The organism is Calothrix anomala FACHB-343 (assembly GCF_014696435.1).
GTDB classification, from domain to species: domain Bacteria; phylum Cyanobacteriota; class Cyanobacteriia; order Cyanobacteriales; family Nostocaceae; genus Aulosira; species Aulosira anomala_A.
The window spans coordinates 1-20,818 of sequence record NZ_JACJQG010000070.1 but is presented as its reverse complement, the minus strand read 5'-3'; the positions used below and the strand labels follow the sequence as shown (position 1 = coordinate 20,818).

18 protein-coding genes are annotated in these 20,818 nt (G+C 42.0%); 10 read left to right on the top strand and 8 right to left on the bottom strand.

Annotated elements, in window-relative coordinates:
* The first annotated feature begins 37 nt into the window (after positions 1–37).
* Both H6G08_RS29580 and H6G08_RS29575 read left to right on the top strand, forming a co-directional pair.
* Positions 38–355, top strand: a complete 318-nt coding sequence (locus tag H6G08_RS29580) for an SH3 domain-containing protein (RefSeq protein ID WP_190549625.1) — start codon at positions 38–40, stop codon at positions 353–355.
* A 181-nt stretch (positions 356–536) separates the two neighbouring features.
* Positions 537–866, top strand: a complete 330-nt coding sequence (locus tag H6G08_RS29575) for an SH3 domain-containing protein (RefSeq protein WP_190549623.1) — start codon at positions 537–539, stop codon at positions 864–866.
* A 412-nt stretch (positions 867–1,278) separates the two neighbouring features.
* On the opposite strand, the gene H6G08_RS29570 is transcribed toward H6G08_RS29575, so the two are convergent.
* Positions 1,279–2,826, bottom strand: coding sequence for a YcjF family protein (locus tag H6G08_RS29570; protein ID WP_242046322.1), 1,548 nt, complete (start codon positions 2,824–2,826; stop codon positions 1,279–1,281).
* Complete coding sequence (locus H6G08_RS37790; RefSeq protein WP_242045622.1) at positions 2,759–2,905, bottom strand: hypothetical protein; 147 nt, start codon at positions 2,903–2,905, stop codon at positions 2,759–2,761. Before H6G08_RS37790 ends, H6G08_RS29570 begins: the two co-directional genes overlap by 68 nt.
* Before the next feature lie 107 nt (positions 2,906–3,012).
* Here H6G08_RS37790 and xseA point away from each other — a divergent pair, with 107 nt between their 5' ends.
* Both xseA and xseB read left to right on the top strand, forming a co-directional pair.
* Positions 3,013–4,245: an exodeoxyribonuclease VII large subunit gene (gene xseA, locus H6G08_RS29565; RefSeq protein WP_190549619.1), complete on the top strand. Its 1,233-nt coding sequence runs from the start codon at positions 3,013–3,015 to the stop codon at positions 4,243–4,245.
* A complete protein-coding gene (gene xseB / locus H6G08_RS29560; protein ID WP_190549617.1) occupies positions 4,242–4,475 on the top strand; it encodes an exodeoxyribonuclease VII small subunit in 234 nt (77 codons plus the stop codon). The genes xseA and xseB overlap by 4 nt, the downstream gene beginning before the upstream one ends.
* 116 nt (positions 4,476–4,591) lie before the next feature.
* Here xseB and H6G08_RS29555 read toward each other — a convergent pair whose 3' ends face one another.
* A complete protein-coding gene (locus tag H6G08_RS29555) occupies positions 4,592–5,017 on the bottom strand; it encodes a type II toxin-antitoxin system VapC family toxin (protein ID WP_190549615.1) in 426 nt (141 codons plus the stop codon).
* Positions 5,014–5,244, bottom strand: coding sequence for a hypothetical protein (locus tag H6G08_RS37785; RefSeq protein WP_242046321.1), 231 nt, complete (start codon positions 5,242–5,244; stop codon positions 5,014–5,016). Before H6G08_RS37785 ends, H6G08_RS29555 begins: the two co-directional genes overlap by 4 nt.
* A gap of 249 nt (positions 5,245–5,493) precedes the next feature.
* Between H6G08_RS37785 and H6G08_RS29545 the strand changes: the two genes are divergently transcribed.
* The 3 genes from H6G08_RS29545 (at position 5,494) to pstS (ending at position 9,141) form a co-directional block, all read left to right on the top strand.
* Positions 5,494–6,234 carry a cytochrome c biogenesis protein CcdA gene (locus tag H6G08_RS29545; protein ID WP_190549612.1) on the top strand — a complete coding sequence of 247 codons (741 nt, stop codon included), beginning with the start codon at positions 5,494–5,496 and terminating at the stop codon, positions 6,232–6,234.
* Between the two features lie 3 nt (positions 6,235–6,237).
* On the top strand, positions 6,238–7,638 hold the full coding sequence (locus H6G08_RS29540; RefSeq protein ID WP_190549610.1) for a cytochrome c biogenesis protein: 1,401 nt from the start codon (positions 6,238–6,240) through the stop codon (positions 7,636–7,638).
* A gap of 450 nt (positions 7,639–8,088) precedes the next feature.
* Positions 8,089–9,141 carry a phosphate ABC transporter substrate-binding protein PstS gene (gene pstS, locus H6G08_RS29535; RefSeq protein WP_190549608.1) on the top strand — a complete coding sequence of 351 codons (1,053 nt, stop codon included), beginning with the start codon at positions 8,089–8,091 and terminating at the stop codon, positions 9,139–9,141.
* 955 nt (positions 9,142–10,096) lie between these two features.
* Here the strand turns inward: pstS and H6G08_RS29530 are convergent.
* The 3 genes from H6G08_RS29530 to H6G08_RS29520 all read right to left on the bottom strand — a co-directional run bounded on the left by H6G08_RS29530 (position 10,097) and on the right by H6G08_RS29520 (position 13,097).
* Positions 10,097–10,675 (bottom strand): Uma2 family endonuclease, encoded by a 579-nt coding sequence (locus H6G08_RS29530; protein WP_190549606.1) that lies wholly within the window; start codon positions 10,673–10,675, stop codon positions 10,097–10,099.
* A gap of 206 nt (positions 10,676–10,881) precedes the next feature.
* Positions 10,882–11,592 carry a 5'-methylthioadenosine/S-adenosylhomocysteine nucleosidase family protein gene (locus H6G08_RS29525; RefSeq protein ID WP_190549604.1) on the bottom strand — a complete coding sequence of 237 codons (711 nt, stop codon included), beginning with the start codon at positions 11,590–11,592 and terminating at the stop codon, positions 10,882–10,884.
* A gap of 632 nt (positions 11,593–12,224) precedes the next feature.
* Positions 12,225–13,097 (bottom strand): ferritin-like domain-containing protein, encoded by an 873-nt coding sequence (locus H6G08_RS29520; protein WP_190549602.1) that lies wholly within the window; start codon positions 13,095–13,097, stop codon positions 12,225–12,227.
* 152 nt (positions 13,098–13,249) lie between these two features.
* Here H6G08_RS29520 and H6G08_RS29515 point away from each other — a divergent pair, with 152 nt between their 5' ends.
* The 3 genes from H6G08_RS29515 (at position 13,250) to hpnH (ending at position 18,046) form a co-directional block, all read left to right on the top strand.
* Positions 13,250–15,937 carry an efflux RND transporter permease subunit gene (locus H6G08_RS29515; protein WP_190549600.1) on the top strand — a complete coding sequence of 896 codons (2,688 nt, stop codon included), beginning with the start codon at positions 13,250–13,252 and terminating at the stop codon, positions 15,935–15,937.
* Positions 15,937–16,920 carry a hopanoid-associated sugar epimerase gene (gene hpnA / locus H6G08_RS29510; protein WP_190549675.1) on the top strand — a complete coding sequence of 328 codons (984 nt, stop codon included), beginning with the start codon at positions 15,937–15,939 and terminating at the stop codon, positions 16,918–16,920. The genes H6G08_RS29515 and hpnA overlap by 1 nt, the downstream gene beginning before the upstream one ends.
* A 109-nt stretch (positions 16,921–17,029) precedes the next feature.
* Positions 17,030–18,046 carry an adenosyl-hopene transferase HpnH gene (hpnH, locus tag H6G08_RS29505; protein WP_190549598.1) on the top strand — a complete coding sequence of 339 codons (1,017 nt, stop codon included), beginning with the start codon at positions 17,030–17,032 and terminating at the stop codon, positions 18,044–18,046.
* Between the two features lie 60 nt (positions 18,047–18,106).
* Here hpnH and H6G08_RS29500 read toward each other — a convergent pair.
* On the bottom strand, positions 18,107–20,818 hold a 2,712-nt coding region (locus H6G08_RS29500; RefSeq protein ID WP_190549596.1), incomplete at its 5' end, for a cadherin-like domain-containing protein.

Genomic DNA, 20,818 nt, shown 5'->3' with positions numbered 1-20,818 from the left:
ACTGCAAAACTGTTAACTCAAAAGGAAATTATCAACCATGTTTAAACTATTAATGGCCGGTGCTTTAATCTTGACAGCAGCATTACCTGTAGGCGCTCAAGAAGTAAACTCTAAATCTTTTAAAATAGCTCAATCTTCTTATCCTGCTTATGTATGTACCAACGATGTTGGTGGTACTCTAAATTTACGTAGAAGACCTGGTCAAAACCAGAGAATAATGCTTCAAATTCCTAGAGGACAAGGTGTTTATGTTATCAGCGATTCTGTAAGAATTAATGGTAGGGATTGGGTGAAAGTTAGCTATGGCAATAAAACTGGATGGGTTGATTCTCAATATATTTGTGCAGTCCCTTAATAGTTAGTTAAGTAATGGGATTGGGCAAAAAATTGTATCAATTAATAATTATTATTAATTTGGTCACTGCTCAATCCCCGCCATATTGTAGCCTTTAAAATTTATTTAATGGCTACATAAAAACCAACTTAACTACATTTATCACCTTCAGAGTAGTTAACTTGAAATGGAGCGATCGCATATGCGCAAATTACTCATGGCGAGTGCATTAATATTCGCAGTAGCATTACCCGCAAGTGCAGGAGAATTATTCCCCGAAGTTGGTCAGATATCTCATACAGAAGGTTATTCTGCTTCTGTATGTACTAACGATCCTAGTGGGACATTACCTTTACGCAGTGGCCCAGGACAACATCACGATGAGATCCGACAAATTCCTTCGGGAAAAAACGTGAGGGTATTAAATAGTAGAAGAAGTCAGGATGGTTTTGACTGGTTTAAAATTTCTTACAGAGATATTCGTGGATGGGTGCGTTCTGACTACGTTTGCAATTCTCGTTATACCGATTAACATTTGTCATTTGTCATTTGTGAGAGTTTTAAGCTTATTTAAGTTCGTAAAATAGACATAATTATCTGATTGCCTAGTAAATAAATTTTGAAGGGACGTTATGATGTAACGTCTCTTTAATTATGAGAAAATATCCTAGTACAATACGGCGTCAAGAAACATACCATTCTCAATGGCGCAAAAGTCCAGAATATTAAGTCTTTTGACTTTTAACTTTGGGAGCATCCCAATTTTGACGCAATACCCTAGAAGGGTATTGCTATACCAACAAAGCCTGCCTTCGCAGGCTAAAAGTTTGATAGCCTGCGAAGGCAGGCTTCGTATTTCTAGCCCCACCCTTATAGGGTGAGGGTGTTTTTGCACATTTGGGATGCTCCCTTAACTTTTAACTTTTAACTTCCGCGTAGCGATACTAGCTATTGGCTTCTGTATCTTCTTTAACTACCTCAATATTGCCTTGTAAAGGCTTGACTACTCGCGCGATCGCTTCAGAGACAAAAGCCTTGATAAATTCATCCCGGCGATTAATTTGAAACTGTCGCTGAACAACTTCTGTCATCCCTCCATCACCCCAATCTTGATCGTGACGGAAATATTCAATAAAACTTTTCCCCGCAATCCGAGTTAAATAGGCGGCTGTTACACCTTGAACTGCTCGCCCGACAATAAAAGTAGCCGGATTAGTTTGCAAAGCTGTCGATAATAATTGAATCGCACCTTTAACAATTCCCAAACTGGCGATGGTTTTAGCTAAGGATAAGGCTAACTCCCGCCCGCGTTCCATGTTTAATTCGCAACCATAAATTCTGCCGATTTCTACGACCATTTGGGCATTTACTGCCGCAGTTGCTAGTAAATCTACTACAGGTAAAGGCGTAACTGATACTACGCCAGCGCCAATCCACTGAAACCTTTCGACAATTTTATCGGCTTGGCGGCGACGTTGAGCGTCGATGAGTTTGCGGGCTTCTTCTCCTAAGCGTAGAGATTGCAAGAGAATATTATCTGCCACTAAATCTTCACCTTCAGCGCGTAAAATCGCCGCCATCCGCCGCAACAGGGGGACAATATCAGCTTCTGGTTGGTAAATTTCACCGGTTTCTAGTTGGGCGCTTTGGGGATTAGCCGCGATCGCAACGACATCGTTAGTCGCAATAAATCCGCGCACTCGTTGACGCAATCTCGCTAAGATAGCTTCTTTATCTTCGTCAGTGTATAAATCAGTTTTGTTGAGAATCAACAGCGATCGCTTACCAATTTCGGCTAAACCCCGCAATGGTTCATATTCGGAACGGCGTAAATCATTATCCACCACAAATAACAGTAAATCGGCTTCCGTTGCCAAAGCCCTAGCGAGTTGTTCCCGTTCTGTTCCTGCTACCCCTGCTTCTAAAATCCCTGGTGTATCGGTAATTAAAATTTTCCGTTCTAATCCCTTCAACCGCAGACAATAGGTTTCGCCTACTTGGGTTGTACCCATCGGTGCATTTACCTCGCCTACCATGCGCCCCATAATGGCATTTACCAGAGAAGTTTTGCCGGCACTTCCCGTACCAAATATCACAACTTGAATTTCCCCCCGTGCTAAATTGACTTCAATTTCCCGCGAGCGGCTGAGTAAAGCTTGTTTAGCTACTTCATCTTGAATTTGTGCTACTTGTTGACGCACAGCTTTTAAAGTTGTTGAAGCTGCATCAGATTTAGCGGCGGGAATTTGCGCAGGTGTAACACGGGGACGTTGACGACGCGATCGCGTTTCACCTGCTTGCAACACCATCACATAATAAACAAAGGCTGCTACTAAACCAGCAATCAGCACAATCAACAGCAGCAACAGCAAATTGCCCAGCAGTGGCGAATACGACAACTGCCAGTAAAGGCGTGACAGGGAATCAATCAGCCACAGGCTTAACCCCAAAATAACTATCAAACCAACAATCAGCGTGACTATCCGTGACAGAGGCATAACGGGTATTCAGTAGGCGGATGTTTCTCATCTTAATAGGTTGATGGGGTATTGGGCATTGGGCATTGGGCATGGGGCATTGGGCGAAGACGCGATTCATCGCGTCTCTACAATTGTCTCCCTGCTCCCTGCTACCATTTGAATAGTCTCTTGCTGGTGTATCCTTTTTAGGCGTCTTCGATGACTTCTGATTTTGTCAATTCTGTAATTCCTCAGACTGCCCTATCTGTCGCTGGATTAACTGACTACATCCGCTTGCTATTGGAACAGGATGAACACCTGCGTCAAGTTTGGGTGGTGGGAGAGGTTTCTAGTGCTAATCACCATCGCAGTGGTTTATTTTTCACGTTGCAAGATCCTGATGGTACGGCGGGAATTAAGTGTGTAGCTTGGAATGGGCAATTGGCGAAATTGGCACAAATACCAGTTCCAGGGGAGCAAATCATTATTTTAGGTAGTCTCAGGGTTTATCCGCAAAGGGGAGAATATCAGCTATCTGTATGGCAAGCTTTCCCGGCTGGTGCGGGTTTACAAGCGTTACGCTATCAACAGTTAAAAAATCGCCTGCTGGCTGAAGGATTGTTCGATCCCGCAAGAAAGCGATCGCTTCCTTTGCATCCCCAAACTATCGCTGTTGTCACTTCACCAACGGCTGCGGCTTGGGGCGATATCCAAAAAACCCTCAAACATAGGTATCCAGGGTTACATATATTATTTTCACCCGCAACAGTACAAGGCGAGCAAGCGCCGGAATCTATAGTTAAAGCCATTGAACGAGTAGAAAAAGATGGTCGTGCCCAGGTGATAATTTTAGCTAGGGGCGGCGGTGCGGTGGAAGAATTAGCTTGCTTTAATGATGAACGAGTAGTGCGATCGCTCGCTAATTGTTCTATACCTGTAATTACGGGAATTGGTCATCAACGAGATGAATCTTTAGCTGATTTAGCCGCAGATGTCTGCGCCCACACCCCGACAGCCGCAGCCGAGATAGTTGTCCCCGCTCTAGCAGAATTGTATACTCAACATCGGCAGCGAGTGGCAGTTTTACAGGAGGTAATGCAATACTCTGTAGAAACTGCACAAAATAAATTACAAGTGTTGCAAAATCGGTTAAGGCATTTACGCTTAGATCGACAAGTAAAGCAAGAAGTAGAAAAACTAGCCTGGAAACGTCAGCAATTAATTCAAGCGACAAAAAGGCGATCGCAGCAATCCAGCCAACATTTGGAACTGTTGCGGCAAAAATTAGCTACACTTGACCCCAAAGCCGTATTACAGCGTGGTTACGCCGTAGTTAGACAAGAAAATGGCGCGATCGCTCGTTCTGTTGCTGAGTTAGCTGTTGGGGATGAATTATTGATTCAATTAGGGCAGGGCGAAGCTAAAGTTAAAGTTACGGAAGTACAAGAATGATTAAACGTAGTAAAGCTGAGAATTCTGAAGCAATGACGGCGGGGAATTATGAAGCGAAAGTGGCGGAAATTGAAACAATCATCACTCGCATTGAAACAGGCGAGTTGGAATTAGAACAAGTATTTGCTCAGTTTTCCACTGCTGTGGAATATTTACGTCAATGCGAGAATTTTCTTCAACAGCGACAACAGCAGGTAGATTTGTTAATTGAAACCTTAAGCGATGATTGAAATGGGCATTTGTCATTAGTCATTTGTCATTTGTGACAAGGCTGATGACATCAAATATTTTCTTGCTCACTCCATTCTTTGAGGATTGGTAAAACAAAATCAATTGGCGATCGCCTTTAATTTTCTAAAGTCCAATCTTCAAGTTTCAAATTCGGAACCTGCTCAAAATCTCGTAGATTGCGGGTTATGACAGTTCCTTTTACAGCTAGTGCGATAGACGCTATTCTTAAATCTCTGGTTCCAATCCGAATTTTTTGCCGGATTAGATTGTCATAAATTAGCGAAGCTTCCGGCGTAAAATCTAGAACATTGAGAGTTTGCAAATCATCTAATAACTCTTTTAAACGTCGGTAAGCCAAAACTAGATCGTTATTGGAACTTGCTCGTCTAATGATATTCAGTCTTCCGCGAATTTGTTCTTCGGCTGAAATAATAGTAATAGCAATTTCCTGTACCTTAACTTGACTAATACATTTGCGGATACCTGGATGTCCTCGTTGTAAAAGCGAAAAATGATCGGTATCGAGAATCCACAAACTCACTTAATTTCCTCTTGCGCATCAAGTTCTTTTCGTTCAGCTTCTATGTAAGCTAACATTTCATCAAATTGGGGATCGTCTTTGTATTTCCCAGCCAATTTTAGCCAAGGATTATCCCCATCCACTAATTCTTTTTGCAGTAACTCAAATATTGCTTTCTTTCCTTCTATAGGTAATTGTTGGACTAAGGCGATTACTTGCTCAACTGTTACATCTAATAATATCGGCATACTGATAAATTCAGCAGATTTATTCTAGTTTTACTACATCTATAGCAATCCTAAATGAATTATAAATACTTATCTTCCTTGTCCCCCTTGTCCTCCTTGTCTTCCTTGTCCCTTTTGTTTGCATCTCAAATAGGATTGCCATATATGAGTTTTAGCCATGCCACTATATTAACCCACCGGCTTCCTCACCCTCTAGCCAAAGTAAGCTAAAATTCAAGCATAGTAAGCATTCCCTGCCTAAGATGCCCCATGCTTGAGACTTTGCAAATCCAACTTTACAAACTCGAACAATTTGCCAACGCCCTTGTTGCTAATCAACTTGGACACCTCAGCTTGGTGAGTATTGGCATTATTTTTCTAGCTGGTTTACTTACCAGCCTCACGCCCTGTATGCTGTCGATGCTGCCGATTACTATTGGTTATATCGGCGGTTATGAAGCAAAAAGCCGTCTACAAGCCGCAGCCCAATCTACTTGGTTTGCGTTGGGATTAGCAACCACACTCGCCGGATTGGGAATTATCGCCGCTTTTGTGGGCAAAGTTTACGGACAAGTGGGAGTCGGCTTACCAATTATTGTGAGTATTATCGCCATTCTCATGGGGTTGAATTTACTAGAAGCTTTACCCCTGCAATTTCCTTCTTTAGGCGAAACTAATTGGATTTCGACGGATTTACCGCCGGGAATTCGTTCTTACGCCTTGGGTTTAACTTTTGGGTTAGTCGCCTCACCTTGTAGTACCCCCGTTTTAGCTAGTTTACTGGGTTGGGTGGCAAGTAGCCAAGACTTAATTTTAGGGGCTGTTTTACTCATTGCTTATACAGCAGGCTATGTTGCACCCTTAATTTTGGCAGGTACTTTTACTGCTGCAATTAAAAAGCTGTTAGAAATGCGTCGCTGGTCTGGTTGGATTAATCCAGTTAGCGGTGTGTTATTGGTAGGATTTGGTGTATTTTCGTTAATTTCGCGGATTCCCTTAGGAAGTTTTTAAGTAATGACAACAGACAATTCCCCCACCACACAAACAAGTTGGTGGTCATTACCTGGTCGCTTCTTGCGGCGAGAGTTTTTACCTGTACTCACAGATTTACGTTTAGCGATCGCACTTTTACTGATTATCGCTTTATTTAGTATTAGCGGTACTGTCATTGAACAAGGTCAGACACCCGCTTTTTACCAAGCTAATTACCCCGAACATCCAGCTTTATTTGGTTTCCTGAGTTGGAAAGTCATCCAGGTAGTAGGATTAGACCATGTATATCGTACCTGGTGGTTTTTAGGCATACTCGTCTTATTTGGTACGAGCTTGACTGCTTGTACTTTTACCCGCCAACTTCCCGCATTAAAAGCAGCCCAGCGTTGGAAATATTACGAAGAACCGCGCCAATTTCAAAAGTTAGCTTTGAGTGCAGAATTAGAAACAGGTTCTTTAGATAGCCTCAGCCAAATATTAAAAAATCAGCGTTATAAAATTTTTCAAGAAAAAGACGATATTCTTTATGCGCGTAAAGGAATCGTGGGACGCATCGGCCCGATTATCGTGCATATTGGCATTGTCACCATTCTCTTAGGGGGAATTTGGGGTGCAATGACTGGTTTTATGGCTCAAGAAATGGTTCCCAGTGGTTCTACATTTCAGGTAAAAAATATTATCGATGCGGGGCCTTTAGCATTATCGCAAGTGCCTAAAGATTGGTCTGTTCGCGTCAATCGCTTTTGGATTGATTACACTCCTTCAGGCGGAATCGATCAGTTTTATTCTGATATGTCTGTGTTAGATAACCAGGGAAAAGAAGTTGACCATAAAAAGATTTTCGTCAATCAACCACTGCGTTATCACGGCGTCACATTCTATCAAACTGATTGGGGAATTTCCGGGGTAAAAATTAGATTTAATAATAGCCCCATTTTTCAATTACCAATGGCACAGTTAGATACCAATGGTGCAGGGCGAATTTGGGGTACATGGATTCCCACTAAACCAGATTTAAGTGAAGGCGTTTCTTTAATCGCCAAAGACTTACAAGGAATGGTATTAATTTACGATGAAACTGGTAAGTTAATAGATACAGTCCGTGCGGGGATGTCTACCCAAGTTAATGGGGTGAGATTAAGAATTTTAGAAGTCATTGGTAGTACAGGTTTACAAATTAAAGCCGATCCAGGTATACCAATTGTTTATACAGGCTTTGCTTTACTGATGTTGGGTGTAGTAATGAGTTACTTTTCTCATTCGCAAATTTGGGCATTAAAAAAAGGTGATCGCTTATTTGTTGGCGGTAAAACCAATCGCGCCCAAGTCGCTTTTGAACAGCAAGTGTTGGATATTTTAGAGCAGTTGAATAATCCCTCAGAAAGTCAAGTTAAAACCCCAGTCAGTGGCGTATCCTCTTGATATTTGCCAGACAAAATTATCAAGTTTTTAAATTGGTGGGCAATGCTCACCAATTTACAGCAGTTTTCACCTATTTGAACCACATCTATCGTAGGGAACACCGACAATCTTTTAATACATACAATAATTTTACTGATGCCGTGCCCCTACAGCGTGGTCTATTGACCTGAAAACTGCTGTAACATAAACCACATCTATTTTGAGAACCATAGTTTTAAAAGTAGTGGGAGCATCTTGCTCCCTGGGCTTCTTAGCGGGTAAGACTTCGGCGTGAGCGCTCAGTCGAACGCTGCCCGCACTACTCCAGGTTTCAAAATGGACGAGGTTTCTAAAACTATCACAAATCTTTTAATCAACTACTATAATCATCTGACGGTTGACTGTTGACCGTTGACCCTTGACTATTGACTATTGACTATTGACTATTAATTATTGAAACTCTAAATTTTCATGTTATCTCATCTCCAATTTAAGCGATCGCCTGCTCTTATCCCCTTAATTGCGGTCTCATTAAGTTTAGCTTCCTGTAGTGCTAACTCTAAAAACGTCAATACTGTTTCTTTGATAGGTGCTGGCGCAAGTTTTCCTGCACCTTTATACCAGCGCTGGATTGCAGACTACAATCAGGTAAATCCTCATGTGGAAATTAACTATCAATCTTTAGGTAGCAGTGTCGGCATCCAACAATTGATTGATGGTACTGTAGACTTTGCAGGCAGTGATATCGGCATTACCCACGAACAAGTAGCTAAAATTAAAAGAGGCGCGATCGCTTTACCGATGACTGCTAGTTCAGTCGTATTAGCTTACAATGTGCCAAATATACCCAATAATCTTAAGCTATCACGCCAAGTCTACACAGATATATTTTTAGGGAAAATTACCAATTGGAACGATCCCCGCATCGCCAGCGCTAATCCAGGGATACAATTACCGAATCTCCCCATTCAAGTCATCCATAGAACCGATGGTAGTGGAACTACCAGCGTTTTAACAGAACACTTCAGCGCTATTAGTCCAGAATGGAAGAATAAAGTCGGGGCTGGTAGATCTATACAATGGCCTGTGGGAATTGCTGCTAGAGGAAATGAAGGCGTTACCGCCCAAATTCAACAAACTGTGGGGGCGATTGGCTATGTTGAATATGTCTACGCCACACATAACAAATTACCTGTAGCCGCTTTAGAAAATAAATCTGGTAATTACATTATCCCCACACCAGAGTCAGTAGCTAAAACCTTAGAAGCAGTCAAATTACCCACCGATACCTTGATTGCTTTTATAGCCGATCCGATAGCAGCTGAATCTTACCCCATTGTCACTTATACCTGGTTGTTAACTTATAAAAAATATCCAGATCCAGCCAAAGCCCAAACAATCCAAAACTTTGTCAACTGGGCTGTGACTGAAGGACAAAAATCTAGTTTAGAACTGGGATATATTCCTCTGTCTCCCAAAGTGGTAAGTCAAGTAAAGTCAGCAGCACAGCATATTGAGAAATAATTCTTAATTACGGGCTAGGGGCTAGGGACTGTTTTCAAACCCTAAATTAGACTTCAATGTAGGTTGGGTTGAGGAACGAAACCCAACATTTACGTTACTAGGGGTTAGGGTTAGGGGAGAGAAATTTTTGTGTTTGATTTTAAGAGTAATTTTAAACAAGAATGCGACTGTAGGGGCATGGCAATGCCATGCCCTCTAGAATATGTGGATATGCCGCTTGATTTGTCAGCAACTGCGATTAGCAAACAGAAAAGTAGAAAATATGTAAAGCAATCGTTGCAATTAATGAGTGGGAATTATCAAAGTAGTAAAGTTTAATTTCAGTATGAGATCTCAGAATTTAATGATGTTATTTTAATGATTGAAGCTACAGAGCTTCCCTGGCAGATACAACAGCCAAGATGATAGAGTCCACGTTAGTTAAGAGGTAAAACAAGCTGTTACATAGTCTGTCTCGTCAACAAACAACAACACCCAACTCGAAAGCTAATATTTCCTCAATATGGTAAAGAGGGGGTTATACAAATAAACATTAATTACATGGCGAGTATGTAATTATGAATTGTATCCCCAGATGTCATGATAAAGCAGAGGAAATCACTAAGCAGGTCGCAGCTTGGGTGTTGTTGTATTTATGGGCATTGGGCATAGATTTCGATTATTTGGTTGTCCTGAATGTTATGGGTAAATAGACCACACTGTAGGGAACATCCACAATTTTCTCGTACATACAATAATCTTACTGGTGCCGTGCCCCTACTACTACGATTGTGGTTCAAATGCATGAAAACTGCTGTAAATGTAATTCGATTAGACATCAGCATTTATCCATTCGATCAATGCTTCTGTTGATTTTGTTTTAGCATTAATGAATCTGACAACTGATTCGACTTTACAGACTACCAAGCTATCCGACTCGGTTTGATATTTGGAGGGAGATTTTTATCGCTTTTTTTCATTCCCAAATTTTCTGCAAATTTAAAATAAATCCGGGTAACACATCTTCGGCGATAAAGCTTTGAGGTGCTGGTAAAATTTCGACTTTATAATCGGGACGATAGATTTCTAATTCTTGCTTTTTGCGATTAATTAATAAACCGAGACGACAGCCATTGTCTAAATACTCTTGCATTTTTTCTTGGACTTTTTGCAATCTATCTGATGGAGATAGTATTTCAATGACAAAATCGGGGCATAGGGGAATAAATTTTTCTCGTTGTTCTTTTGTTAAAGCATTCCAGCGACTTTTTTCAATCCAAGAAACATCAGGAGAACGATCTGCCCCATTTGGTAAAGTAAATCCAGTGGAAGAATCGAAAACTTCTCCTAACTGGTTTTGTTCGTTCCATTGAGCTACTTGCAGAATTAAATTAACATTACGTTTTCCTGTTTCTCCTCCGGTAGGTGGCATGATAATTAATTCTCCTGCGGCGTTTCGTTCTAGCTTCAAATCGGGGTTATCTTGACATAGCTGATAAAACTCTTCTGAAGTTAGTTTGATTACAGAATTGAGATTTAATGTAAGTGGTGTCATAAGGGTATTTCCCATTTTTTATTCACCGACTGCAATACATATATATAAATATTATTATCGATGACAAGTTAGACTCTGAGTGCTTCTGGCTGATTCCGAAATAACGCCGTCACCCTCAAGGGTGCGGCTAATAGAACAAAGCCCACCTTTGTGGGCTAAATTTCCCCAGCCCACAAAGGTGGGCTTGGTAACGATAGCCCCAGGCTTTAGCCTGTGGGCGTTATTTCGGGTAAGTGAGGAATTAGAATGTTTTTGCTGACTTCTTCTAATACTTTTAATCCCTGTAAAGAACTACGAATTAAACGAATAGCAGCAATCGGCTGTTTAATAAATGTCATTGCTAAAGGTAACGGGCGCAGGGAACCATCGGGGCTAATGGCTGATGTTAAGTCGGGGATATCATGGTGACAATCATCGCTGACGACACGCAATATTGTGACTGCTACGCCAAGAGAATTGAAAAATTCTAAGGCTGCAAATCCTTCCATATCGACAACATCAGCGCCTAGAGTTTCACCAAGTTGGCGTTTTTCGGCGGCGGAACAAATTACGCGATCGCTTGTTAGCCCTTTAACTAAGGTAAGCTGTGAATTTAATTGCGATCGCATCTGTGCTGTGAAAGTGCGATCGCACTCTTGCACTTTTCCCTGATAAATACAGTTTTCATACAATACAATCTTTCCCACTGGGTAATTGGGCGATAAACTACCACACACACCCATCAGCAGCACTTGTAGCTGTGGATGATTGCTAAATATTCCATCTGCTTGCAATTTATGCAGATATGTGGTTAATGGTTTTATACCTACAGGAATCGAAATGACATTTGGCTTGGTGGTAGTGACACGGCTTAAGCCACGACACACAGCTTGATATTCTGCGCCTTGAGGGACAAGGATTAATGGGGCATGGGGCATGGGGCATTGGGCATGGGGTAAGCTTGAGTTTTGAGATTGATAAATTAAAGAATGAGGTTCAAAGACTCGTTAATCAGGCTCAAAGACTCGTTAATCAGTCTCAGATACTCGTTAATCAGTCTCAAAGACTCGTTAATCAGTCTCAGATACTCATTAATCAGTCTCAAAGACTCGTTAATCAGTCTCAGATACTCATTAATCAGGCTCAAAGACTCGTTAATCAGGCTCAAAGACTCATTAATCAGGCTCAAAGACTCGTTAATCAGTCTCAGATACTCGTTAATCAGTCTCAAAGACTCGTTAATCAGTCTCAAAGACTCAAAAAGCACTGTCAATGGACAATGCTTTTTGTTCCTATTCTCTTATTTTTCTGAGATAGAATGGGTGCGATCGCTTAAAGCTCAATACGGTTCAGTGAAGGATAAATTGTAGGTTGAGCTTACCGTGTGTAAACCCAACAAGCCGCCGAAAATGTTGGGTTTCGGGACATCCAATTTTTTAAATACCCAATTAATTTGTAGTGCGTTCGCGTAGCGTGTCCGAAGGACAAACGTCTCGCTCGCTTTAGAACAACAGCGAGCAAGATGCTCGCACTACGGAATATGGGTAATTTATTTTTTGTAAGTAATTTTTTAATCAAATACGATCTTGTCTGTCTTCTCCTTAATACTTGACTGCTGGCGCTTCTTAGGAATTAACTGCAGAGTGCGGTAAGCAATAGTAGCCAGTTTGGGCATTAATTCGGGTTTGAGTAAGCGCTCGTCATACTTGCTCATGCGCGAGTAATTTTCCTGAATGCATACGCTGAGAAACTTTTCTAATGTCAAGTCGTCGGTGAAAGTGCTAGCACCAGTGGCGGTAAAACCCGTACCGCTAGGATCGGAATCGCCAAAGGCGGTAATTAAATTACTCAGTGCTTTGCCATAGTATCCTAAAGTTCTAACGATCCGCAGAGGGAGAAATCCTTGACGGCGATTAATCTGAATGTAGGTAAACCAGTTGACAAAAAAGACAATATGCCTTGCTTCTTCGTCCAAGATGGGATCGAAAATTGTGAAGAGTGCTTCTGGAAAGACTTTGGCGTCACGGGCAATACCAAATAGCCCAAAGGCAAAGAAAGAATCCAGGCATTCTTCAAAGCCAAAGGTGGTGAATGCTGGCTCAATCTTGGGGGGTAGTACCACCGGCGGACGTTCCGGCATGTTGATACTATAACGGTCAATTAGGGTTTTAATCAGCCTAGCATGGCGCGATTCTTCTCTACCTTGGAGAGCGATCGCTTCATGTAACAGGGGATCTGTAACAGTGGCGGCGTAACTGCTAACCATTGCGCCGGCTTCCCGTTCAATATCTAGTGCTTTCTCCCAAAAGGGAATTGCTTGCAAACGAGCTAAATCTGCTTCATTTAAATTCGGCCAAGGCAAATTTTCCGGCTCATATTCCAAGTGGCTATCTAAAAAGTTGCGGCAGAATAATTCCTTGTGTTCAACAGAGCCAAGTTTCATATCTCAACTTTCCATTTAGTATAAAAAATTAATTCATACCAAGGTGAGAACATTCAGCAATCTTGCTGATTAGGGATTACCCGAACTCGTAAACTGTAAGTGATTACTGTAGCATGTGAATAATTGTGTCACCCGCACGATAATTTTCCAAGATGGTCAAGCCTAATAGCCCTAAATCTGCAAGAGAACGCTTCAATATTTCTAAATTGGCCATTGAATTTTCGTGGCTGACGGTAAGTTTTTGGATTGCTGTGACGGTAGCTGGACTTTTAGCTTTCAGTTCCCTCAAGTATGCTTTGTTTCCAGATATTACCTTTCCGGTGGTGGTAGTAAATGCGACTGCTCCTATCTCCACAGCCCTGGATACTGAGACAAAACTTACCCAACCACTGGAACAGCAGTTAAAATCCCTGGAAGGAGTTGAGGATATCCGCTCATCTACTTATCCGGGACAAACTGCTGTTAGTTTATCTTTTGTCGTCGGTACCAATTTAGAAACATCGACGCGCCAAGTTGAGAATACAATCAAGAATTTGACTTTAACTGAGGGGGCAAAGTATAAGATTATTCCCCTAAACTTAAATGAGTCTTCAGCGATTAGTTATGCAATTGAGAGTCCTAACGGGAATCTCACGGATTTGGCGAAGTTGGCAAAAGATAAAATTGTGCCAGCGATCGCTAAATTGCCAGGAGTGTTAAAAGTTGTATTGTTAGGCGAACCGAGTAATTCCCCAACCCAGTTATCAGCTGATACAGCAGCTTTACCGGAAGGTGGCGCAACTTTAATTCGCTTTAACGGTAAGGATGCTTTAGCATTTCAGGTAATTAAAAAGGGGACGGCGAATACTTTAGAAGTTGTCAGCCGAGTGGAAGATGAAGTCCAAAAGCTGCAATCTTCTCTCAAGGATGTCAAACTCACCTTAGCCGCCACTCAAGCCGAGTATATCCACAACGCCACCCAATCAACAATCAATGCACTGATTGAAGCTGTAGTGTTGTCAATTATCGTCATTTTTCCTTTTTTGTGGAATTGGCGAGCAACTCTGATTTCCGCCTTGGCGATTCCCACCTCTTTGTTGGGCACATTTATCGTCATGGCGTTTTTTGGTTTTAACTTAGAAACGATTACATTGTTAGCCTTGGCGTTAGTTATCGGCAGCGTCATCGATGATGCGATTATTGATGTAGAAAACATCATGCGCCACATTGATGATGGGGAAAGTCCTCGCCAAGCCGCTTATTCAGCTACCAATGAAATTGGATTAACAGTCATCGCCACCACTGCTACAGCAGTAGCAGTTTTTTTACCTATAGGTTTAATGGGTGGGGTAGTTGGACAATTTTTTAAGCCATTCGGGATTACGGTTTCCGGTGCTTTTATTGCTTCTACATTAGTTGCTCGAACTTTGTCACCAGTTTTGGCTAGCTACTGGCTAAAACCTAAACCTTCCCATTCCCCGCACCAAGAAGCAAAAATTTGGCTGAGTTTTACCCAATTTTATCGAGACTTGCTGCGGTGGTCTTTAACTCACAGAAAGATAGTTATGGGATTAGCTTTACTCAGCTTAATTGGCGGTATGGCACTGATACCTTTGATTCCCAAAGGTTTTATTCCCAAACTCGATCGCGGCGAATTTAATATTACTTACAGCACTCCTTTAACTGTACCTGATGCTTTTCGTTCAGCAGTAGATGCAGCAGCGCAGTTAGTTTTGGGGGGACAAGGGGGAGGAAATACTTCATCTATCCCTAATCCTTTAGAAGATTCGCTACAAGTGGCGAAGAAAATAGAAGAGGTGGTGAGAAAATCGCCAGATGTGCAAACAGTATTTACTACTGTGGGTTCTCGTGAAGGTGAGCCGAACAAAGGCACAATTTACGTCAAACTTAAAGAAGACCGCAAAATTACAACTGCGGAATTACAAGAGCAATTTCGTGCTTCTTTACCAAGTCTTCCCAATGTAACTACCAGTGTGGAAGATATTCAATTTGTTGATACTGGTGGTCAAAAACCCTTACAGTTGGCATTAAGAGGTGATAATCTTCAAGAACTCAGCCAGACAGCCAAAGCAATTAAAGACCGAGTAGTCAAATTACCGGGATTTGCTGATGTGACTGTAACAGGTGAAAAAAATATCAACGACCAAATTTTTCAAATCGAGCGACTAAATAATCAACGAGTAGCTTATATTAGCGCTAACTTAGGCAAAGATTTGTCCTTAGGTGATGCTACCGATGAAGTAGTAGCAGCAGCTAAAGCAGTGTTACCGCCTACTGTTTCTTTAGATTTGGGAGGAGATTCTGCCCGTCTGGGTGAAGTTGTGGGTAGTTTTGCCACTACTCTAGTTTTATCAGCACTGTGTATTGTCGGAGTACTGATTTTGCTGTTTAGAAGCTGGGTAGATCCGGTAGTGATTGGTGTTTCTTTGCCATTAGCACTAGTAGGCGCATTACTAGCATTACTCATTACTAAAAGTGACTTTGGCATGATCTCGCTGATTGGTTTTGTCTTCTTGCTGGGTTTGGCAAATAAAAATGCGATTTTGCTTGTAGATTATATCAATCAGCTACGTCAATCTGGCTTAGAGCGTACCGAAGCAATTTTAAAAACTGGAGTAGTGCGCCTCAGACCAATTATGATGACAACTGCTTCAACTATCTTAGGGATGCTTCCCATTGCTTTAGGATTTGGTGCGGGTTCAGAATTGCGATCGCCTATGGCTGTGGCTATTGCTGGCGGTTTAGTTAGTTCGACAGTCCTCAGTTTAATTGTGGTGCCTGTAGTCTACGCCATTTTAGATGATTGGTTTCCTCGATTTAAAAAGAGGTGGAATCCTTGATGCAAGCCTTTGTCACCGGCGGAACTGGTTTTATAGGTGCCCATGTAGTTCGCTTGTTGCTGCAAGAAGGATATACAGTCAAAGCCCTGGTACGTCATAGCAGCAACCTAGAAAACTTGCAAGGGTTAAAGGTGGAACTTGTCAAGGGCGATTTAAATGATGCCAATCTTGCAGAGAAAATGCAAGGTTGTCAGTATTTATTTCATGTCGCCGCCCATTATTCCCTATGGCAGACAGATAAACAGCTACTTTACCACCATAACGTCCAAGGTACGCGCAACGTACTTGCCGCCGCCCAACAAGCGGGCATTGAACGCACAGTATATACTAGCTCCGTTGCTGCCATTGGCGTCGGGGAATCTGGTAAAGTCGTAGATGAAACTCATCAGAGTCCCTTAGAAAAATTGGTTGGTCACTATAAAAAGTCCAAATTTCTGGCAGAACAAGTAGCTATGCAAGCAGCTATTAAAGGTCAGGAAATCGTTGTAGTCAATCCTAGCAGCCCAATTGGGCCATTGGATATTAAACCGACGCCAACAGGTGATATTATTCTGCGATTTTTGCGGCGACAAATGCCATTTTATGTAGATACAGGACTGAATTTCATTGATGTACGAGATGTAGCCTGGGGACATTTACTAGCTTTACAGCGAGGTAAAAAAGGCGATCGCTATATTCTAGGACATCAAAATCTCAGTCTCAAGCAACTGCTAGAACAACTCGCCGAAATTACAGGTTTAACAGCACCGCAAACCGCCGTACCTAGTTGGCTACCCCTGAGCGTTGCTTGGATTGATGAAAAAATTCTCGCACCCTTAGGTAAACCACCCTCAGTCCCCTTAGATGGTGTACGCATGGCGCAACAACCAATGTATTACAATCCGGCAAAAGCAGTCACAGAATTGGGCTTACCTCAGTCTTCCCTGAAAACAGCACTACAAGATGCTGTTGATTGGTTTACAAGTAAGGGATATGTCAACTAAGGCAAACCTCACCGATAATACCAATGCCCAATGCCCAATGCCCAATGCCCCTTAGAAGAGTGAGCTTTTCGTGGTGTTTTTCTACTTAATCGAGGAGTGAACAGAGTCAATGGCAATTAATTTACAACAAGCTATAGATATCGGGAAATATTTGGTAACTCAGCGTTTAAAAGGACGCAAACGCTTTCCCTTAGTATTAATGTTAGAACCGCTATTTCGGTGTAACCTTGCCTGTAACGGTTGCGGTAAAATCCAACATCCACCGGAAATCCTCAAGCAAAACCTCACCCCAGAACAGTGCTTCGCTGCTGTGGAAGAATGCGGCGCACCAGTAGTTTCCATTCCGGGAGGCGAACCCTTACTACATCCGCAAATTGATGAGATTGTTCGCGGATTAGTTGAACGCAAGAAATATATTTACTTGTGTACCAATGGTTTGTTACTAGAAAAAAGTCTGCATAAATTCCAACCTTCCCCTTACTTAACATTTAGCGTCCATTTAGATGGAATGCGCGAGTTACACGATCAATGTGTTGATCGCCAAGGGGTTTTTGATATTGCTGTCAAAGCCATTCGTGCCGCTAAAGCCCAAGGTTTTCGAGTCACAACTAACACCACTATCTTTAAGGATACTGACCCCACAGAAATCCAGAAATTTTTCGACTTTCTGGAAACCTTAAATACTGATGGAATGATGATTTCCCCAGGTTACAGCTACGAATGGGCACCAGATCAAGAACATTTTCTCAAACGCGAACAAGCCCACGCCTTATTTAGAGAAATTCTTGCACCCCATCAATCTGGTAAGAAAAACTGGAATTTCAATCACAACCCCTTATTCCTAGACTTCCTCACCGGCGAAAAAGACTATGAATGTACACCTTGGGGTAGCCCTAGTTACAGCGTTCTGGGCTGGCAAAAACCATGCTATTTATTAAATGAAGGCTATTACGCCACCTTTAAAGAATTACTAGAAGACACCGACTGGAGTCAATACGGTCGCGCTAGCGGTAATCCCAAATGTGCCGATTGCATGGTTCACTGCGGCTATGAACCCACAGCCGCAATGGATGCAATGCAACCGCAAAATATCGCCCGTTCCTTAGGTACAGTGTTTGGTAAATAATGATTGGCTGAATTGATATAACTTATTGAGGCGGGGTTTCCCCCGCCTTTTACAGCAATCCTAAAAAATCAAGTTGCTTTGATTAAAGTTACCAGCAGTAAAGTTGTTAATTGTAACTAACGTGCTAAAACTAGCATTGGTACCCAAACCATCACTGTCAATTTGAATCAAAGTATTTGCCCCAGATTGTACGGCTCTAACATAACCATCAGCAATGGGATTAGTGCCGCTATAGTTCAAATTAACCAATAGGGTTTGCAACACTAATACATCATCTGTACGGCTAAAGTCGGTAATGGTATCAATGCCTTCACTTAAACTCTCAAAAACAAATCTATCATTACCAGAACCACCACTTAGCTGATCTTGACCAAATCCACCCACTAGTACATCGTTACCTAAACCACCAGATAAACTATCATTGCCATCGTTACCATAAAGGCTATCATTGCCGTCATTTCCTCTCAAAGTGTTAGTACCAGAGTTACCAATGAGGATGTTATTGAGATTGTTACCTGTACCAGTATTGTTACCAGTTCCAGTTAGGGTTAAGTTTTCCAGGTTATTACCCAAAGTCCAACTAACAGAGGAATTAACTAAATCTGTCCCCGCATCCAATTCTTCGGTAATTACATCAGTACTAATATTGACAACGTAAGTGTCGTCACCTAAACCACCGATGAGACTATCCTGACTGGCACCACCATCAAGGAAATCGTTACCTTCGCCACCTAACAATGTATCATTGCCGGAACCACCATTGAGGCTATCATCGCCCAGTCCTCCGCTTAAAGAGTTAGCTCCGGTATTTCCCGTAATCAGGTTATTGAGATTGTTACCTGTACCGTTAATCGCTGAACTACCACTCAAAGTCAAATTTTCTACATTTGCGCTGAGAGTCCAGGTTACAGAGGAATTAACTAAATCTGTACCGGCATCTACACCCTCAGTCACGATATCATTGATGTTGTCTACGGTGTAAGTATCATTGCCTAATCCACCATCAAGACTATCACTTCCGGCACCACCAATTAGGCTATCATTGCCATCTCCCCCAATCAAGGTGTTAGCCCCGCTATTTCCCGTAATCAAGTTATTGAGATTGTTACCTGTACCATTAATCGCTGAACTACCACTGAGAGTAAGATTTTCTACATTTGCGTTTAAAGTCCAGGTTACAGAGGAATTCACTAAATCCGTACCGACATCTACACCCTCAATCACAACATCATTAATACTATCTACGGTGTAGTTATCATTGCCTAATCCACCATCAAGAATATCATTGCCAGTACCGCCAATTAGGGTATCGTTACCGTCACCAGCAACTAAGTTGTCATTACCTGAACCACCATCTAAGCGATCGTTACCGTCACCAGCAGCTAAGATATCATTACCACCACCACCAACTAGGGTGTCGTCACCACTTCCTCCACTTAAGGAATTAGCTCCGGTATTTCCCGTAATTAAGTTATTGAGATTGTTACCTGTACCGTTAATTGCTGAAGTACCACTCAAAGTCAAATTTTCTACATTTGCGCTGAGAGTCCAGGTTACAGAGGAATTAACTAAATCCGTACCTGCATCTACACTTTCAGTCACAATATCATTGATGCTGTCTACGGTGTAATTATCATTGCCTAATCCACCATCGAGACTATCATTGCCAGTACCACCAACTAGGGTATCGTTACCTGCTTCTCCAAACAAAGTATCATTGCCAGCACCGCCAACTAGACTATCATTACCATCGCCACCATTAAGGAGATCGTTATTATCCAGCCCTGAGATTGTATCATTGCCCTGAAGGCCTGAGATCATATCTCTTTGCGTAGTACCAGTTAAATTGTCTGCACCTGAAGTGCCATTAATCACATTGAAATTAGGATTAATAGTTAAGTTGACAGTGGCAGTGCTGGTGAGTCCTAATACATCAGTGATGGTGTAAGTGAAGCTATCAGAACCAAAATAGCCAGTAACAGGAGTGTAAGTGTAAGTGCCATTGTTGTTAACTAAAGTTCCTTGGCTAGGTTGGCTAAAAGAAATAATACTTAAGACATCTGTAACATCTACATCACTATCATTGCTGAGTAAGGTAGCGGCACTAATTGAAATAGGAGTATTTTGAACAGTAGTGACAGCATCATTTGTAGCAACAGGAGCATCATTGACAGCAGTCAGACTGAAAGATTGAGTCGCCGCAACATTACCACCATTACCATCGACTACGTTGTAGGTGAGGTTAACTGTGCCGTTGAAGTTGGCATTTGGGGTAAAAGTGTAAGTGCCATCATTGTTGTTGACTAATGTGCCGTTAGTCGCTGTCAAGTTGGCGACTGAGAGAGTATCGCCATCGACATCGCTAAAGCCTTGGAGTAAATCTGAAACCTTAATGCTGTAAGGGGTATCTTCTGTTGCATTGTCTAAGGATGCACTGGCTGTACCCGTGGGTGCATCATTCACAGCAGTCAGATTGAAAAATTGAGTCGCCGCAACAGTACCACCATTACCATCAACTACGTTGTAGCTGAGGTTAACTGTGCCGTTGAAGTTGGCATTTGGCTCGAAAGTGTAAGTACCATCATTGTTGTTGACTAATGTGCCGTTAGTCGCTGTCAAGTTGGTGACTGAGAGATTATCGCCATCAACATCGCTAAAGCCTGACAGTAAATCTGAGACATTAATGGTGTAATTCTCATCTTCTGTGCCATTTGCTAAGGATGCACTGGCTGTACCCGTGGGTGCATCATTGACAGCAGCCAGATTGAAAGA

What these genes read in the sequence shown, in the direction of transcription:
- H6G08_RS29580 (WP_190549625.1), top strand. Translation starts at nt 38, where the DNA reads ATGTTTAAACTATTAATGGCCGGTGCTTTAATCTTGACAGCAGCATTA.
- H6G08_RS29575 (WP_190549623.1), top strand. Translation starts at nt 537, where the DNA reads ATGCGCAAATTACTCATGGCGAGTGCATTAATATTCGCAGTAGCATTA.
- H6G08_RS37790 (WP_242045622.1), bottom strand. Translation starts at nt 2,905, where the DNA reads ATGCCCAATGCCCAATGCCCAATACCCCATCAACCTATTAAGATGAGA.
- xseA (WP_190549619.1), top strand. Translation starts at nt 3,013, where the DNA reads ATGACTTCTGATTTTGTCAATTCTGTAATTCCTCAGACTGCCCTATCT.
- xseB (WP_190549617.1), top strand. Translation starts at nt 4,242, where the DNA reads ATGATTAAACGTAGTAAAGCTGAGAATTCTGAAGCAATGACGGCGGGG.
- H6G08_RS37785 (WP_242046321.1), bottom strand. Translation starts at nt 5,244, where the DNA reads ATGCCGATATTATTAGATGTAACAGTTGAGCAAGTAATCGCCTTAGTC.
- H6G08_RS29545 (WP_190549612.1), top strand. Translation starts at nt 5,494, where the DNA reads ATGCTTGAGACTTTGCAAATCCAACTTTACAAACTCGAACAATTTGCC.
- H6G08_RS29540 (WP_190549610.1), top strand. Translation starts at nt 6,238, where the DNA reads ATGACAACAGACAATTCCCCCACCACACAAACAAGTTGGTGGTCATTA.
- pstS (WP_190549608.1), top strand. Translation starts at nt 8,089, where the DNA reads ATGTTATCTCATCTCCAATTTAAGCGATCGCCTGCTCTTATCCCCTTA.
- H6G08_RS29530 (WP_190549606.1), bottom strand. Translation starts at nt 10,675, where the DNA reads ATGACACCACTTACATTAAATCTCAATTCTGTAATCAAACTAACTTCA.
- H6G08_RS29525 (WP_190549604.1), bottom strand. Translation starts at nt 11,592, where the DNA reads ATGCCCCATGCCCCATTAATCCTTGTCCCTCAAGGCGCAGAATATCAA.
- H6G08_RS29520 (WP_190549602.1), bottom strand. Translation starts at nt 13,097, where the DNA reads ATGAAACTTGGCTCTGTTGAACACAAGGAATTATTCTGCCGCAACTTT.
- H6G08_RS29515 (WP_190549600.1), top strand. Translation starts at nt 13,250, where the DNA reads ATGGTCAAGCCTAATAGCCCTAAATCTGCAAGAGAACGCTTCAATATT.
- hpnA (WP_190549675.1), top strand. Translation starts at nt 15,937, where the DNA reads ATGCAAGCCTTTGTCACCGGCGGAACTGGTTTTATAGGTGCCCATGTA.
- hpnH (WP_190549598.1), top strand. Translation starts at nt 17,030, where the DNA reads ATGGCAATTAATTTACAACAAGCTATAGATATCGGGAAATATTTGGTA.